Source organism: Alteromonas nitratireducens (assembly GCF_040812025.1).
Lineage (GTDB): Bacteria > Pseudomonadota > Gammaproteobacteria > Enterobacterales > Alteromonadaceae > Alteromonas > Alteromonas nitratireducens.
This window is the reverse complement of the sequence record NZ_JBFNPK010000009.1, coordinates 69,179-85,821: the sequence shown is the minus strand read 5'-3', so window position 1 is coordinate 85,821 and position 16,643 is coordinate 69,179. Positions and strand designations below refer to the sequence as shown.

The window sequence follows — 16,643 nt, the reverse complement described above, 5'->3', positions numbered from 1 at the left end:
ACGCCGGAGTTACTGAATGACTTCGGTGGTATACAGCCCGGTCGCGAGTTCGCGGCGGGTATCCTCACTGACCTGACCGAACGGCATAAGTGCAGGGCCGGTTGGGTCAAACAGTACGTACTCTGTGCCTTTCACATTCAGTGTGCTTTCATGACTTCGTGGTGACAGTGCAATACCCAGTAGCGCATGTTCACGCAATAACACCAGAATCATTCCGACATTGGGCAAAAACGCCCGTGCAGCCGCAGCGGTGAGTACCGCTTTACTGTCGCAGTCTCCCTTATTGTACATCAGCAACGTCAGTGGCGGCGCAAACCCAGCGCCGTTGCTGTCACTGCGATCTTCAAGTGGGTCGTACGGAATACTCTGGGCCCAGTTCAGCAGCACGTTAAAATAGGCACGGGCGTCAGACCGCTGGTCAATTTTTTCATAAAATGCCTGGGACAGCGGGATCAGTGCCATAACCGATTCACGGATATAGCGCAGGTGATCGGGTTTGACGGCGTTTTCGCGCAGGGGCGTGGTAAAGGCGGTGTAGTAATGCTCGGTCAGGTAAGTATCGAACGCGTCTTTTTGTGCCCGGACTAACTGGTCGCGCACAGATTTCTCAAGCCGGTCACTGGGGCTTTTAATGGCAATTTGTATGTTATCGCCGCGCTCATGAATGTCGATGCGGGCATCGCGTGGACTGACCCGTCTGGCGGCTTTCAGCATCTCCACGACCACATACCGGCGGGCAATGTCCTGCTTGTATTCTGGTTGTGTCTGGGGAAGTGACGCAAACCCCTCGGCCGGCAGCGTAAAGGAAATGGTCTGAATGTTGCCGGCGTCGTCCCGCCAGCGGTAGTCGAACTGGTAGCCGGTATCGAGTTTACGATAGCGAAAGTCAAGCTGCTGTGCGCCAGCGCCCAGGCAAAAAACACACAATAACAGCAACAACAGCGCGCGAATAAGGCGTTGCTCCTTCGCAATAAACCCTGCTTACATTATGTGCGATTTTGTCGTGATAGCAACTGCGTCCTCAGCGCCTAATCAAACCAGCGCAATTGCTGGCGTAATGATACGACAGTGCCAACGATGATCAGTACCGGCGGGGTTAGCGAGGCGACCTCCGGATTGGTGGTGATATCCGCCAGCGTACCGGTAACTACCTGTTGCTTGCTGGTTGTGGCTGACTGTACCAGCGCAATCGGGGTGTCCTCTGGCAGGCCGTGCCCTATCAGTCCGTCACAGATCTGTGCCAGTCCCGACAGGCCCATATAAAACACCAGCGTCTGGCCAGGCTGTGCCAGAGACTGCCAGTTGAGATCAACGGTATTGTCTTTCAGGTGGCCTGTGGTAAACACAACCGACTGGGCGTGATCGCGATGGGTAAGGGGAATGCCCGCATAACTGCCGGCGCCACTGGCAGCAGTGATGCCCGGTACAACCTGAAACCCAATGTTGTGGGCGATCAGGCTCTGTATTTCTTCCCCGCCGCGTCCGAAAATAAAGGGATCACCGCCTTTTAATCTGACGACCCGATTACCTTTTTTAGCCTCGCTGACCAGCAGCGCATTGATGTCGTCCTGTGGCAGGGTATGGTTACTTTTGGCTTTGCCGACATAAATCTTTTCAGCATCGCGGCGCACCAGCTCGAGTATTTCCGGTGACACCAGCCGGTCGTAGACCACCACGTCGGCCTTTTGCATCAGCCGTAATGCTCGGAACGTCAGCAGATCTGGATCGCCTGGGCCAGCACCAACCAGGTAAACCTGACCCGTGGCTGTGCTGTCGTTGTTGGTGGCCGCGTCATCCAGAGCTGCATGGAAGGCCGTTTCAGCACGTGCGTCCTGACCTTTTTCAATCAGTTCTGCAATGTCACCGTCGAGTACATCTTCCCAGAAATAGCGCCGCGCGGTGACGCTCTTCAGACGCGCTTTCACGGTATCGCGAAAACGCTCTGAAAATGCACCAAGCCGGCTGAGGTTTGCCGGTAATAAAGATTCCAGTTTCTGGCGCAGGTATCGCAGCAGTACCGGCGCAACGCCACCACTGCTCATCGCAATCAGTATTGGCGAACGGTCGACGATAGACGGCGTGATGAACTGGCACAGTGGGGTATTGTCGACCACGTTAACCAGTACCTTGCGTGCTCTCGCTTCATCGTGAACATGCTGATTGACTGACGGGTCATCGGTCGCGACGAACACCAGGTCTTTGTGCAGCAGGTCGTCATCACTGAACCGCCGTTCAATCAGGGTGATCCGCGACTGATAGGCTGGCTGTTGAGTCAGCTGCCGGACCGTGTCACACACCCAGGGGGCAACCACGGTTACCTCGGCATGGGTTTTTAACAGCAGCTCCAGCTTACGTGCCGCCACTTCACCCGCGCCAACGATCAGACAGCGCAGGTTATCACTGTCAATAAACAGCGGAAAATACTTCATGGCGTGACACTCCGGGTGGCTCAAAACAAGAATGGCGCTATTTTGCGCCATTCTTTATAGTAAACAAAAACCAAATTGTGGTTAGTTATACCGGAAAGTTATTAACTACCGCGGCGCTTTTTTCCTTCCCGACGTTTTGGCGGCGTATCAGACCATTCACGGATCCCCAGTCGCTGACCGGCTACGCGGGTGTTGGTTAACACCTGACGGGTCTCGGCCGGCATGCCTTCAGGCAGGTCGACGGTACTGAAATTGTCATAAATTTCGATGGCGCCGATATGCTTGGAGTTGATGTTTGCTTCATTGGCAATAGCACCCACAATGTTGCCTGGTTTGGCACCGTGAACATGACCGACTTCAATACGATAACGCTGCATACCCGCTTCAGGTTTACGCTGGCCTTTTGCAGGTTTTGCACCGCGACGTTCAGGCTTATTGCCTGCCCGTTTATCGCGCGGTTCACGCGACTCGCGCTGCGGCTTACTGTGAAGATCCGGACGGTCACTTTCCTTAAGCATCAGCGGTTCATCACCCTGCGCCAGCTTAATCAGCGCGGCCATCAGCATTTCCGGTGATGCTTCCGTTTCTGTTTTAAGCATCTCAACCACCGGCACCAGTGACTCAAGGCCATCCTGATCAAGCGCTTCTCCAACCGACTGCTTAAAGCGCGACAATCGGGTTTCGTTGAGTTCGGTGATAGACGGGATCGGCATTGCCTCAATCGGCTGTCTGGTCGTTTTCTCGATAGAATAGAGCAACCGCTTTTCACGGTGAGAGATCAGCAAAATCGCTTCACCGCTACGACCGGCACGTCCGGTACGACCAATACGGTGAACGTAGGACTCACTGTCATACGGAATGTCATAGTTAATAACATGACTGACGCGCTCAACATCCAGACCACGGGCAACCACGTCTGTCGCGACCAGAATATCAATTTTACCCTGTTTGAGTTTTTCTACCGTGCGTTCCCGTCCCTGTTGCGGGATATCCCCGTTCAATGGCTCGACATCGTAGCCGCGCGCTGCCAGTTTGTCCGACAGCTCAACTGTGGCGGTTTTGGTACGCACAAAAATAATCATGCCGTCAAAGGGCTCAACTTCCATAATGCGGGTGAGCGCTTCCAGTTTATGATGCGGTGCAACCTGGCAGTAGCGCTGGCGAATGGTGCTGGCGGTACTGACTTTTGAGGCAATTTTCACCTGCTTGGGTGACTTCAGATAACGCTCTGAGATCTTTTTGATCGGGCCAGGCATGGTTGCCGAGAACAACGCTGTCTGACGCTCCTCAGGTGCGTGGCTGAGAATAAGCTCAACATCGTCAATGAAGCCCATACGCAGCATTTCATCTGCTTCGTCCAGCACGAGAAACTTCAGCTGGCTTAAGTCCAGGGTTTTACGCTTGATGTGATCGATAATACGCCCCGGTGTGCCGACCACGACTTGGACGCCACGTTTGAGCTGGCGGATCTGGTTGTCATACGCCTGGCCGCCATAAATAGGCAGCACCTTGATATTGTCGCTGAAACTGGCGTATACCTGGAAAGCTTCTGCAACCTGAATGGCGAGTTCGCGCGTTGGCGCGAGTACCAAAAGTTGCGGATGACGTGCGCTGGTGTCTATATTTGCCAGCATAGGCAGTGCGAATGCGGCGGTTTTACCGGTACCGGTCTGTGCCTGTCCAAGCAGATCATGTCCCGCCATTAAGAGCGGGATACTTTCTGCCTGAATAGGAGACGGTTTCTCATAGCCAACCTTCTCAAGCGCCTGTAGTATGGGTTTTGGAAGATTGAGATCATTAAATGTCAAGTCGACAGTTGTGGTCATTCAGGGTCCTGGTGAAAACGGAGGGCGCGACATACATCGGGATGAACACTTACGCCATTCCGATAACGAGGCGTCTGGTTCACAATTCACAAAATGTCGGCTGGATTGGAAAAAACCGCATTATAGGTGATTTCACACTGTGTTGCCATGTAAATTACGCACACGGCGGGTAGCGCAATGGACGAAAAACAAGCGAGGCAGAATAAAAAATGGACAAGAACAAACGTCATACCTTCAAGCAGGTTGCGGTCGCCGTAGCCATTTCCGGCGCCCTTTTGACAGGTGGCTGTAGTAAAAAGTCAGTGGATGATTATATTGCCGAGGCGCAGACACTGGTGTCGCAGGGCGACGCAGATGCCGCGATCATCGCCTATAAAAACGCCATTCAGCAGAATCCTAAAGCCCCACAGCCCCGTTTTGAGCTGGGCAGGCTGTATCTTGAGCAACAAAATTATGACAGCGCCGAAAAAGAGCTGACAAAAGCCAAAGAACTGGGTTATTCCGCCGCTGATGTGCTGCCCTTGCTGGCGCTTGCCTATCAGCAGACCGGTGCGGAAAATGCGCTTGCTGACGTCGATCATACTGTACAGGGAATGACATCAGTACAGCGTGCTGAAGTGGGCTTTTATAAGGTGCAGGCGCTGCTTGAACTGGATAAAAAAGACCAGGCTCTGGCACTGATTGAAGAGCTGCTGACACTGGATACGGACTCCGTTTATCTGGGGCTGCTCGAGGTTTATCGCGATATCCTCAATGAAGACGTAGACGGCGCGCTGATTAAGGCGGAAGCGCTCAGAGACCGTGCACCGCTGAATAAAGATGTGCTGATGCAACTGGCCCGCCTGTACCTGACCACCGGTAACCGCGATGGTGCCATTGATGTCTATAAAGACTACGTCAGTTCCTATCCGAAAGATGTGGCCAGTCAGTTCGCACTGATTTCGATGCTGGTGGAAAATCGCCGGCTCGACGAGGCCAGACCCTACGTTGACCGTCTGCTGGAGCGCAGTGACGATCACCCGCTGTTAAACCAGTTCAGGGGCATTATTGCTGCCGCAGATAAAGACTATCAGCTGGCGCTGCAGCGTCTGGAAAAAGCCATTCAGAACGGCAATAACGATCCTGCGGTGCGTCTGGTAGCTGGTTACAGCGCTTACCAGCTGCAGGATTTTGCGTCGGCGCGCAAACATTTATCCATGGTGGCGTCCCGCTTGCCTGACAATCACCCCGGCCTGCGCATGCTGGCCGACAGTTTGTTGCAGGAAGGCAAAAGTGATGACGCCTTTTCTGTGCTGAATCGTCTTGAAGGCGATCTCGACAGTGATGCCGACCTGTTTACCCAGGCCGGTCTGCAACTGCTGCGCAAAGGTAATATTGTCGATGCGCAGACGATGGTCGAGAAAACCGAGCCGCTGAGCGAAACGCCGGAACAACTCGCCAGACTCGGTGTACTGCAGCTTTCACTGAATGATATTGACGGGCTGGTAAATCTGGAAGCGGCGGCAAAGAAAGCGCCGGAGTCGGTGGCGACACAAAGTACGCTGATCAGGGCATACCTCGCAGCCGGCGAGATTGAGAAAGCCAAAGAGGTCGCGACAGACTGGCGTAACGCGCAGCCTGAGGCGCTGGAACCTGTACTCTCACTGGCCAATATTGCGATTACGACCGGCGATTATGACACCGCTGAACAATTAATTGATGACGCGGCTGCCCTTGATGCCGACGCCGGTACCGTGCGTTATGCCCGCATAAGACTGGCCAGCGCCACCGGTGATAATGACAAGGCCTTGTCGTTGGTAAAGGCGCAGCTCACGCAGTCGCCCGCCGATATCACCGCCATTGTAATGTGGTACTCGCTGGCCGCTCAGCAGCAGGGCGCGACAGAGGTACTTAACCATGCCATGGCCGAGGTGCAAAAAGCGCCTGACAACCTGCCGCTGAGGCTACTTGCAGCCCGCCTGCATTTTGCTGAGCAGCAAACTGAGAAAGGTCTGTCACTGCTTGAACCGGTTGAGCCAGATGAAACGACGCCCGTGGCGTACTGGTCGATGCGCGGACAGGCGCTGATCAATACCAACAACGCGAAGGCAGCGGATGAACACTATCAGCGATGGACCGCCCTGTATCCGCAGAATGTGGATGCAGTGAAAGGCATGCTGCTGATCATGGATGCACAGGGACGCTATCAGGACGGCCTGGATCTGGTCACTCAAACCCTGTCCAAGCGGCCGGATGGACAATTGCTGGTGCTGCAGGCGTATTTTAACGCCCGCGCAGGCAATGTGCGCGCCGCCCGGGATATCCTTGCACCGCTACCTGAGTCAATCCTGTCACTGCCCTTCGTTCAGGGTATTGAGGCCAGGTTGCTGCTACAGGAACAAAAGCCGGACCAGGCGATAGCGCATGCGCTGGCTGCCTATGAAGGCCGCAGTAATTCACAAAATGCCATTCTGGTGCTGGCCGCTTATGAAATGGCAGGCAAAGCACAGCAGGGTTTTGACTTTATCAGCCAGCATGTTGAGCAGCATCCAGATGATACACGGTCAGCCATGCTGTTGGCAGAACGCGTGATTGGTCGCGATCAGGGGCAGGCCATCAGTATGTATGAGGCCATTATCAAGCGCACCCCCGACAGTTTTGTGGCGCTGAATAATCTGGCGTACCTGTATACTGAAGCGGGCAATCTGGATCGTGCAGCGACACTGGCTGCCCGTGCCGTTGAGATGCAGCCAAAAAATGCGGATGCAGTTGATACCCTGGCACAAATTCGAATCAGACAGGGACGTAAAGACGACGCTATGGAACTGTATACCGCGGTGGCGAATCAGGAGATCCCGAATGAAGAGGTGTACCTGAACCACGTAGCGCTGTTGCTCGATATGGGGGAAACCACCCTGGCCAAACGTCGCTTACGGGAGCGGGAGTTTACCCGTCCGGCATCACTTGAGCGCGTACAGGCTCTGAAATCACAGTACGGGCTGTAAGTTATCCGGGGTTACCGGCACATGACGCGTGCCGGTAACCTGACTGAGTGATCCGGGGAAGGTTGTCGCGGGTAAATAAACCGGCGTACAATAGCATTTGTTAACAATGACGAGGTGAGACATGGACGGAAACCTGACCCGATTGCGGGGAAAGCTCAGCCGGGTGGCAGAAGGGATTGCCCGCTATATTTCCTCTCCGGAGACGTCGACAGACAGCGCACGGGAACTGGGGACAGACATGCGGGATCTGCTTCGCGAACTGGAGTCACTTCAGTCCAAACCGGACGATCCTTCCCGTTAACAGTCATTCAGACATAAAAAAAGCGTGAAGCCTTACAGCATTCACGCTTTTTTTGTATGACGTTTTTTAGCTGTTTTCTTCAGACACCGGTTTCAGGCCTCGGTTGACCATCTCAACGTCGTCTTTGGTCAGTGTGCCGGCAGCCTGCTTCAGGGTAATGACAGCCTGAATGAAGTCGTAGCGTGCACCGGCCAGGTTACGGCGGGCATCAAACAGATTACGCGTGCTGTCCAGTACATCAACAATGGTACGTGTACCTACATCAAATCCGGCTTCCGTGGCTTTCAGGGCACTCTGCGCCGATACCACTGCCTGCTCCAGCGCGCGAATGCTGGAAATAGACGCTTTGACGTTATTGTATGAGCTGCGAACCGACTGTACGGTCTGACGGTAGGTCTGCTCAGCTACCTGACTGGCTGCAATATACTGGTATTTCGCCTGATCCGTTTGCGAAGAAACTCGCAGCCCCTGGAAGATAGGTACGTTCAGACGCACACCAATTGACTGGTCGTCAAGGAACGGGGTTTTGTTTTCAAACAGCGGAGAGGTTGTTTCGCTCTTACTGCGGTTCTTCGAAGCACTCAGCGTCAGGGTCGGATAATGACCAGAACGGGCCGCCTCAATATCTTCTTTGGCAATGTCCATCGCCAGGCGGTCGACCAGTAATGACAGGTTCTTGTCTTCGGCCATGGTCAGCCAGTCATCGACGTTGACCGGGGTTGGCTGGGTGGCAGAGAAGCTCTCTGTGTCCAGGCCATACAGTTTATCATGGTACTTACCGGTAATTACACGCAGGGCTTCGAGGGCAGATTCAAGCTGGTTCTCAGCCTGAATTTCCTGGGCTACGGTATTGTCGAAGTTAGCCTGCGCCTCATGGACGTCGGTGATGGCGGTGAGGCCGACCTCAAAACGCTGGCGGGTCTGCTCAAGCTGGCGTTCGATGGCGCGTTTCTCAGCACGAACAAATTCTACGCTGTCGCGGGCGCGCAGTACGTCAAAATACGCGGTGACCGTACGCACAATCAAATCCTGCATACTGGCCGCATATTGCGCGTCACTTTGCTCGGCAACTTTTTCAGCACGATCCAGACCAATCCAGTTGGCATAGTCGAACAGTGACATATCCAGTGAAATACCGTAGTCAATCGAGGTGTTGTCGGCTTCAAACTGAATAATATCAATCTGCTGCGAGTTACCTAACGTTTGCTGTCTTTCAAAGGTCGACTCTGAATAGCCCACGGTGGCAGAAATCTGCGGCAACAGGTTCGCCCGGCTGACACTGATACCTTCATAGGCAGCGTCACGCTGTGCCTTCGCCTGATTTACCAGGGGATCGTTGGCCAGCGCCTGCTGATACACCTGCGAGAGGTCATCCGCGATAACGCTGGAAGATACGCCAATTCCAATGATCAGCGACAGTAGTGTTCGTTTCATGCTTGCGCTTCCTACTTAGTTACTAGGTGTAGTCCTGAGACTGCTGTGAGTGTAAGTGTATGAAAAACCGACCCCGAACCGGAAGTGCGCTGTGGTAACAGTCCGTGTTTAACTGTAACAGAATATGTTACATAACACGGAAAATGCGTCTGCACACGTTTGCTGCAATGAACGAGATGACTTTTCCTTGTATCAGCCGCAGGTCAACAGATAGCATGATAATACGCGACATTTCCTGAAAAGTGACTGTTAATGAGCAAACAAATTCCTGCATTTACCTCAAAAGACGTAGAGATCGAGCGCGTTGAGCCCGTTTTCGAAGGGTTTTTCAAAATGCACCGCTACTTTTTCCGGCACAAACTCTTCGACGGTGGCTGGAGCGACACGGTGACCCGCGAAATTTTCGAGCGCGGTCATGCCGTTGCGGTTTTACCTTATGATCCGGTCACTGAGGAGTTCGTTCTGATCGAGCAGGTAAGAATTGGGGCGCTGCCAACATCTTCAAGTCCCTGGCTGATAGAAATTATTGCCGGTGTCATTGATGAAGGGGAAACGGAGACCTCGGTCTGCCATCGTGAGGCCATGGAGGAGGCAGGGATAACGCTGACCCACCTGACCAAGGCGCTGAGTTATTTGTCGAGCCCTGGCGGTACCACCGAGAGACTGCATATCTTTGTTGCTAAAACAGACACGACGCAGGCTGGCGGTGTGCATGGCCTTGAGCATGAATCAGAGGATATTCTGGTACATCGCGTCGGCGAAAAACAGGCTCTTGAATGGCTTGAAAATGGCCATATTGACAACGCAGCAGCAATTATTGCGCTACAATGGTTCTTTATGCACAAACAACAGTTACTGGAGCGCTGGCAGTCATCGTGACGTATTCCTCAAGAAAATATGTGCCGGATCTGGCCAAGATGCAGGCCCTGTGTGAACTTAATTACACACAGTTTTTGCGCGTGCTGCCAGACTGTGACAGTGAAGATCTGTGCTATCGTTTTGCATTAAAGCGCGGCCTGCATTATGTCATCAGCATTCTTGAAACTGCGCCTTATACGACTACCGTCACTATTGAGCAGTGTGCGCCCGGCACGCCGGCGTATCTGAAGCCATCGATGACGGTGCGTCTGTATCACGATGCCAGAATGGCGGAAGTCCTGAGCAGTCAGAACACCAGTGCAATTGAAGCCTCTTATTCCTACCCTAACCAGCGTATGCGCCAGCGCAATGAAAAGTATCTGGTGAATCTTTTTTTGGCTGAGTGGCTCGCGTTCTGCCTGAAGCAGCAACCACGGGCTATGACACAGGCCTGATGCGACTGATACAGCTAAGTGACTGTCATCTTTTCTCTGCTCCGGACAAGGCAGGCTATAACGGCATAAGGCCGTATCACAGCCTTGACCGAGTACTGGCGCAACTGGCCGGGGAAGCGCCGGATGCGGTGCTGGTCACAGGGGATATCAGCGGTGATGATTCGGCCGCGAGCTACGCGCATTTCCTGGCGCTGATGAAGCGCCATTTGTCCTGCTGCGACTGGCGGGTCCTGCCTGGCAATCATGATCACAACCCGCATGCCACACAACTTGCGGCGTATGAACTACGCGCCGGCCAGCCATGGCAGCTCGACAAGTGGCTGATACACGGGCTGGACACCCGAACGCCTGCGACAGCCGGATGGGTTAACCAGACAGAACTGACCGCCACATCCGACGCCATCGCAAGCTATCCTGAACATGCCCACCTGCTGGCGCTGCATCATCATATTTTACCTGCCGACAGCTGGATGGATTCCCATCCCCTGAGTAACGCTGCGGACGTTCTGGCCTGGCTGGATGCGCATCCATGCGTAAAAACCGTGATTCACGGTCATGTGCATTATCCGCTTATCCGGACACAGGGCGATTGCCAGATCCTCGGTGTTCCATCCACCTGCTGGCAATTCGCAATGACGCCGTCATTTGAGGTTGATTCAGCGCCCCCGGGATACCGTATACTGACGCTTCACAATGACGGTCACATCGAATCAGAGATAAGGAGGGTCGATTGACGCACCTACTGTATTTGCACGGTTTTCTGAGCTCAGAAAAGTCGGTGAAAGCCCTGCAGACCAAAGCATTTTTTCGTGAGCATTATCCCGACGTGACGCTGCATATCCCACGGCTGAGTAATTACCCGGGCGAGGTGCGCACCCAGCTTGAGACGCTGCTGGCAGAAAACCCGGGGCTGCTGAGCCATGGGCTGCGGTTAATCGGCAGCTCGATGGGCGGCTATCTGTCGACCTGGCTGGCCGAAACCTACGGCGGTAAAGCGGTACTGGTTAACCCGGCAGTGCGGCCTTATGCGCTGCTAGAAGGGTATCTGGGGGAGCATGTTAATCCTTATACGAATGAGCGCTTCACACTGGTTGAGGACGATATTCATGCACTGCAGGCACTGGATACGCCGGTGATTACGCTGCCAGCGCGTTACCGGGTGCTGTTACAGACCGGAGACGAAACGCTGGATTACCGGCAGGCGGAGGAAAAGTATCAGGGAGCCGACCTCGTTATCGAAGACGGGGGCGATCACAGTTTCGTGAATTATGAGGCGCATTTGCCCGCGATTGCCCGCTTTTTACTGGGCGATTGAGCAAGCCATTGCCGGGGCATACAACCCCTGATAACATCAAATGATTCCGGGCAGATTGCAATGCAGTCTGATGTAGCAGGCAAGTAAGAATAATCATAACTATGTCCAGTCAATATAACTCCGATGCCATTGAAGTCTTAAACGGTCTTGAACCGGTCAAACGCCGCCCTGGCATGTATACCGACACGACCCGTCCTAATCACCTGGGGCAGGAGGTCATCGATAACAGTGTGGATGAAGCGCTGGCCGGGCATGCCTCGAATATCAAGGTCATTCTGCACTCGGATCAGTCGCTGGAGGTGATTGACGATGGTCGGGGGATGCCGGTTGATATCCACCCGGAAGAGAAAATGTCCGGTGTTGAACTTATCATGAGTAAGCTGCACGCCGGCGGTAAGTTCTCGAATAAAAACTATGCCTTTTCCGGTGGTTTGCACGGCGTAGGGATCTCGGTGGTTAACGCCTTGTCCACCCGCGTTGAAGTGACAATTCGCCGTGACAGCAATGTCTATCAGATTGATTTTGCCAACGGTGACAAGGTAGAGGAGTTACGTATTGTCGATACCTGTGGCAAGCGTAATACCGGCACCCGGGTTCACTTCTGGCCAGACCCGCAATACTTTGATTCTGCAAAATTCTCCGTCAGTCGTCTGGTGCATAATCTGCGCGCCAAGGCGGTCCTGTGTCCGGGACTGCAGATCCGTTTCGACAATAAGATTTCCGGTGAGACAACCGAGTGGTACTACGAGGACGGCCTGCGAGATTACCTCTACCAGGCGGTTAAAGACTTTGAAACCCTGCCACAGGATACGCCGTTTGTCGGCACTTTCAGTGGTAACCACGAAGCCGCGGACTGGGCGGTTATGTGGTTGCCGGAAGGCGGTGAACTGACTACCGAAAGCTACGTCAACCTGATCCCTACCGCACAGGGCGGAACCCACGTCAACGGTTTACGACAGGGCTTGCTGGAGTCGATGCGTGAATTCTGTGAGTTCCGTAATCTGCTGCCTCGTGGTGTTAAGCTGACGCCGGATGATATCTGGGATCGCTGCGCCTATATTCTGTCAACCAAGATGCAGGATCCGCAGTTCGCCGGCCAGACCAAAGAACGGCTGTCGTCGCGTCAGGCGTCCGCGTTTGTTTCTGGCGTCGTCAAAGATGCCTTTAGCTTGTGGCTGAACCAGCATACAGATATCGCTGAGGCCCTGGCTGAAATGTGTATCAGCAATGCCCAGCGCCGTCTGCGTCAGAATAAAAAAGTGGCGCGTAAGAAAGTGACTCAGGGGCCGGCACTGCCGGGCAAGCTCACTGACTGTGCGTCGCAGGATATTTCTATGTCTGAGTTATTCCTGGTGGAAGGGGACTCGGCGGGCGGCTCTGCCAAGCAGGCGCGGGACCGTGAATTTCAGGCGATCATGCCGCTGCGCGGAAAGATTCTTAATAGCTGGGAAGTTGACTCTTCACAGGTGCTGGCGTCGCAGGAAATTCACGATATCTCTGTGGCGCTGGGTATTGACCCGGACTCTGACGATCTGTCCGGCTTACGTTATGGCAAAATCTGTATTCTGGCGGATGCCGACTCAGACGGACTGCACATTGCAACGCTGCTGTGTGCGCTGTTTGTGAAACACTTCCGCAGTCTTGTTGAACGCGGGCATGTGTACGTTGCCATGCCGCCGCTGTTCAGAATCGATGTTGGCAAGGAAGTGTTTTATGCCCTTGATGAGGGGGAAAAACAGGGGATCCTGGATCGCATCGAAGCCGAGAAAAAGCGCGGTAAAATCAATGTTCAGCGTTTCAAAGGGCTGGGGGAAATGAACCCGATTCAGTTGCGCGAAACCACCATGGATCCGAATACCCGCCGGCTGGTGCAGTTAACCATTGATGATGCAGAATCGATGCTGGAGATGCTCGATATGCTGCTGGCGAAAAAACGTGCGGGTGATCGCAAAACCTGGCTGGAGAGCAAGGGGAATATGGCGGAGGTCGTCTGAACACGACCTCATTTCCATGTGCCATAAGGATTATCTGAGCACCTGGGCTACACTTAAGTAATGAACGCATTGGAAGGTGACACGGTAATGCAGCGGGCGTGGTCATGCATTTTTCACCATTTTACCGGTACAGGGCACCTGGTGCGCGTATCCGCCAGCTTGCTGATTGCCGCACTGCTTCTCACCAGCATGCCGTCACATTCGCAGGAGCTGTTGTTTCCGAGGGCCGAAACGCGGCGCGATCAACACAGCGGTTTTCCGGTTCTGCTGTTAAAGGAAGCACTGAAGAAAGCCGGCAAAAGCACGTATACCCTTCATCCCACTGAATTTGCGGTTGGACAGGCTCACGCTTTCGAGCTGCTGCGTCATGGTCGTATCCAGATCATGTGGAGCGGCTACTCGGATGACATGAAGAATACATTCCGGATGATCAGCACCCCCATCTTGCTTGGCTATATGGGCTGGCGGGTGATGCTGGTGCCCGGCGCAAATGAGCAGGCGCTGCGTGACGTCACCTCTTTGGAACAGCTTAAGCGTTTTCCTCTGCTAAGCGGCAAGGGCTGGCCGGAAGCGACGCTTTATGAGCGGGCCGGTTTTCAGGTTGTGCAGGAGCGGGATTATGACACGCTGTTTGAACGCCTCCACGATACCCCGGGAGTCCTGTTTCCCCGTGCCGTGTTACAGGTCAGACAGGAATGGGCCAATCGCGCGCATCAGGACGTGGCGATTGAGCCCTATGTGTTGCTGAAGTTTCCTTATACGCTTCACTACTACCTTCCCCGCAGTGAAGAGGCACTGGCGCAGATTATCGAGAAGGGCCTGGCCCGGCTGACCGAGACCAAAGAACATGATGCGCTGCTGACTACCTATTATGGAAATGAGTTGAAGACACTGAACCTTAACGCCCGCCGCGTGATTACAATGCCGCTGCAGTGACCCATCCGGTCATCGACATTACTGCAACCACCTGTTAGCGTTAGACTTTTGGTCTCCTGATACTACGTGATTCAGGCGCGTGTGTAGTATAGTTAGGTGACAATAACCCGCGACGGTAAGGAGACGGGGAACCATGGATAATGAACGCAGCAGTGACACTTCCCCGCGAAATGCCCCTTTTATTGTCGGCGTTGGCTCCTCGGCGGGCGGTATAGAAGCGCTTATCCACCTCGTTGCTGCACTGCCGGATGACCTCAACGCCGCCATTGTGGTTGCCCAGCATCTGTCTCCCACCCACAAAAGTCAGATGGCCGATATTCTCTCGCGCGAGACCGATTATCCTGTCGAGGAAGTGAAAAACCGGCTGCGGGTTCAGAAAAACACCGTTTACGTTGGCCCGCCTGGCTACCACATTGTTTACAAGGCGGGTTTGTTGCTGCTGGAAAAACAGCCGGAAGCCGTGGCCCCGAAACCATCGGTAAATATTTTATTTGAGTCGCTGGCCGATGAGGTGGGGGATCACGCCATTGGTGTGGTGTTGTCCGGCACCGGCAATGACGGTTCAAGAGGACTCAAAGCCATCAAGAGTGTAGGGGGCTTTGCGCTGGTGCAGGATCCCGGCTCCTGCAAGTATGACGGCATGCCATTGTCGGCACTGGAAACGGTCGATGTGGATCGTATTTTATTGCCTGAAGACGTCGGACAGGAAGTCGCGAATATTACCCAGCAAATTTCACGCAGCCTGTTTCCGCCGAGTGATGAGGCCCGCGCAGAGTTGATGCGAACCCTCTACAGCAAGATCCGCGAAGCCACCAAGATTGATTTTAGTTTCTATAAGCAGTCGACCTTACTGCGGCGGGTTAACCGGCGACTCATCGCCACACAAAAAAGCAGTCTTAGCGAATACCTTGCCCACCTTGAAAAACAGCCTGATGAGATAACAGCGCTGGCCAAGGAACTGCTTATCTCTGTCACTGACTTTTTCCGCGATAAGCATGCGTTCAAAGCGATTCGCATGCAGGTGGCAGACATTATTGCACGCAAGGCGCCGGGTGACACCGTGCGGCTATGGGTAGCAGGCTGTGCGACCGGCGAGGAGGCCTATTCACTGGCGATTGTGTTTCTTGAGGAAATTGCGCAGCAGGAAAGAGAACTGTCGCTTCAGGTATTTGCCACCGACATTGATGAACAGGCACTGGCGGTTGCCCGAAAAGGCGCGTATAGCCCGCATGCGGTGAACTCCATGGATCAGACGCTGGTCGAAAAATATTTCCAGTTTACCAATGACAGCTATCTGCCGAAAAAGCGTCTGCGCGATGCGATTACGTTTTCGCGCCAGGATGTCACACGTGATCCGCCATTTTTACATCTCGACATGGTGTCATTCCGTAATGTTCTGATTTATTTTAATGCCGACCTGCAGCAACGGGTATTGTCACTGTTTCGTTATTCTCTGGTCAGTGAGGGGATCCTGTTTCTGGGTAAGTCGGAATCTATCGGCGTGAAAGAGGAGCTGTTTGTGCCGGTTGACCGCCGCTGCCGAATTTTTAAAGTCAGCGAGCATTCCAAGCGCCCGGCAATTCCAAAGATGTTGCGCAGCACACTCACCCCCGCGCGTAACCGCGACAGTGTCAGCAACAGTTACGAGCGTGTTTTTACCCGTGCTGTGCTGGATGCCTACGGTCCGACGGTACTGATCAACACGCGTTTTACGATCCTGCATTCCCACGGCACGCTGCACCGGTTCATCAATTTTCCGTCCGGGGTACCAGACTTTAACCTGTCAAAGCTGATCACGCCGGCATTCTCTGCTGAGCTGGTGTCTACTATCAACAAAGCCAAACGCAGCGCCGAGCCGTTACTGAGTCGTCCTCGCCGTCTCGACAGCGACCCTCAGCAAAGCTGGCAAATGGTGATCATACCTATTGAAGACAGCGAGCCCGAGCATTTCCTGGTGAACTTCCGCCCCGCCTCTGAGGTTGCTGCGCCTATCACCGAAGTGACGTATGACACCAGTGAAGACGATATTGCCGAACTTATCGCGGCCCGGGAGCAATTACAGACACTGACCGAAGAAATGGCCGCGTCAGCCGAAGAAATGCAGGCGCTTA

13 protein-coding genes and 1 pseudogene are annotated in these 16,643 nt (G+C 53.9%); 9 read left to right on the top strand and 5 right to left on the bottom strand.

Translation table 11 applies throughout. The features are described 5' to 3' along the window. Positions 1–9 precede the first annotated feature (9 nt). From AB1N33_RS09840 to AB1N33_RS09830, 3 genes are all read right to left on the bottom strand, one after another. Positions 10–939 carry a hypothetical protein gene (locus tag AB1N33_RS09840; RefSeq protein ID WP_411271376.1) on the bottom strand — a complete coding sequence of 310 codons (930 nt, stop codon included), beginning with the start codon at positions 937–939 and terminating at the stop codon, positions 10–12. A gap of 89 nt (positions 940–1,028) precedes the next feature. Continuing rightward, entirely contained in the window at positions 1,029–2,429 is a 1,401-nt protein-coding gene (gene cysG, locus AB1N33_RS09835) for a siroheme synthase CysG (RefSeq protein ID WP_411271375.1), read from the bottom strand. Between the two features lie 101 nt (positions 2,430–2,530). Continuing rightward, entirely contained in the window at positions 2,531–4,255 is a 1,725-nt protein-coding gene (locus tag AB1N33_RS09830; RefSeq protein WP_411271374.1) for a DEAD/DEAH box helicase, read from the bottom strand. 209 nt (positions 4,256–4,464) lie between these two features. Between AB1N33_RS09830 and prsT the strand changes: the two genes are divergently transcribed. Then, positions 4,465–7,239: an XrtA/PEP-CTERM system TPR-repeat protein PrsT gene (prsT, locus tag AB1N33_RS09825; protein ID WP_411271373.1), complete on the top strand. Its 2,775-nt coding sequence runs from the start codon at positions 4,465–4,467 to the stop codon at positions 7,237–7,239. Here prsT and AB1N33_RS09820 read toward each other — a convergent pair. Further along, on the bottom strand, positions 7,222–7,362 hold the full coding sequence (locus AB1N33_RS09820) for a hypothetical protein (RefSeq protein ID WP_411271372.1): 141 nt from the start codon (positions 7,360–7,362) through the stop codon (positions 7,222–7,224). The two genes, prsT and AB1N33_RS09820, sit on opposite strands and share 18 nt — an antisense overlap. On the opposite strand from AB1N33_RS09820, the gene AB1N33_RS09815 reads away from it, so the two are divergent. Further along, positions 7,361–7,540 carry a hypothetical protein gene (locus tag AB1N33_RS09815; protein WP_411271371.1) on the top strand — a complete coding sequence of 60 codons (180 nt, stop codon included), beginning with the start codon at positions 7,361–7,363 and terminating at the stop codon, positions 7,538–7,540. The two genes, AB1N33_RS09820 and AB1N33_RS09815, sit on opposite strands and share 2 nt — an antisense overlap. A gap of 66 nt (positions 7,541–7,606) precedes the next feature. On the opposite strand, the gene tolC is transcribed toward AB1N33_RS09815, so the two are convergent. After that, entirely contained in the window at positions 7,607–8,974 is a 1,368-nt protein-coding gene (gene tolC / locus AB1N33_RS09810; protein WP_411271370.1) for an outer membrane channel protein TolC, read from the bottom strand. A gap of 252 nt (positions 8,975–9,226) precedes the next feature. Between tolC and nudF the strand changes: the two genes are divergently transcribed. The 7 genes and pseudogenes from nudF to AB1N33_RS09775 form a co-directional block, all read left to right on the top strand. Beyond that, positions 9,227–9,853, top strand: a complete 627-nt coding sequence (gene nudF / locus AB1N33_RS09805) for an ADP-ribose diphosphatase (RefSeq protein WP_411271369.1) — start codon at positions 9,227–9,229, stop codon at positions 9,851–9,853. Positions 9,854–9,891: 38 nt separating this feature from the next. Next, on the top strand, positions 9,892–10,287 hold the full coding sequence (locus tag AB1N33_RS09800; RefSeq protein ID WP_411271417.1) for a DUF1249 domain-containing protein: 396 nt from the start codon (positions 9,892–9,894) through the stop codon (positions 10,285–10,287). Further along, positions 10,287–11,021 (top strand): metallophosphoesterase family protein, encoded by a 735-nt coding sequence (locus AB1N33_RS09795; protein WP_411271368.1) that lies wholly within the window; start codon positions 10,287–10,289, stop codon positions 11,019–11,021. The genes AB1N33_RS09800 and AB1N33_RS09795 overlap by 1 nt, the downstream gene beginning before the upstream one ends. After that, complete coding sequence (locus tag AB1N33_RS09790) at positions 11,018–11,602, top strand: YqiA/YcfP family alpha/beta fold hydrolase (protein WP_411271367.1); 585 nt, start codon at positions 11,018–11,020, stop codon at positions 11,600–11,602. The genes AB1N33_RS09795 and AB1N33_RS09790 overlap by 4 nt, the downstream gene beginning before the upstream one ends. Positions 11,603–11,703: 101 nt before the next feature. Further along, a complete protein-coding gene (gene parE / locus AB1N33_RS09785; protein WP_411271366.1) occupies positions 11,704–13,596 on the top strand; it encodes a DNA topoisomerase IV subunit B in 1,893 nt (630 codons plus the stop codon). 60 nt (positions 13,597–13,656) lie between these two features. Further along, positions 13,657–14,532, top strand: a complete 876-nt coding sequence (locus AB1N33_RS09780) for a transporter substrate-binding domain-containing protein (RefSeq protein ID WP_411271365.1) — start codon at positions 13,657–13,659, stop codon at positions 14,530–14,532. Between the two features lie 133 nt (positions 14,533–14,665). Next, positions 14,666–16,039 (top strand): annotated as a pseudogene (locus AB1N33_RS09775) (chemotaxis protein CheB); the annotation flags it as partial. Between the last annotated feature and the right edge of the window lie 604 nt (positions 16,040–16,643).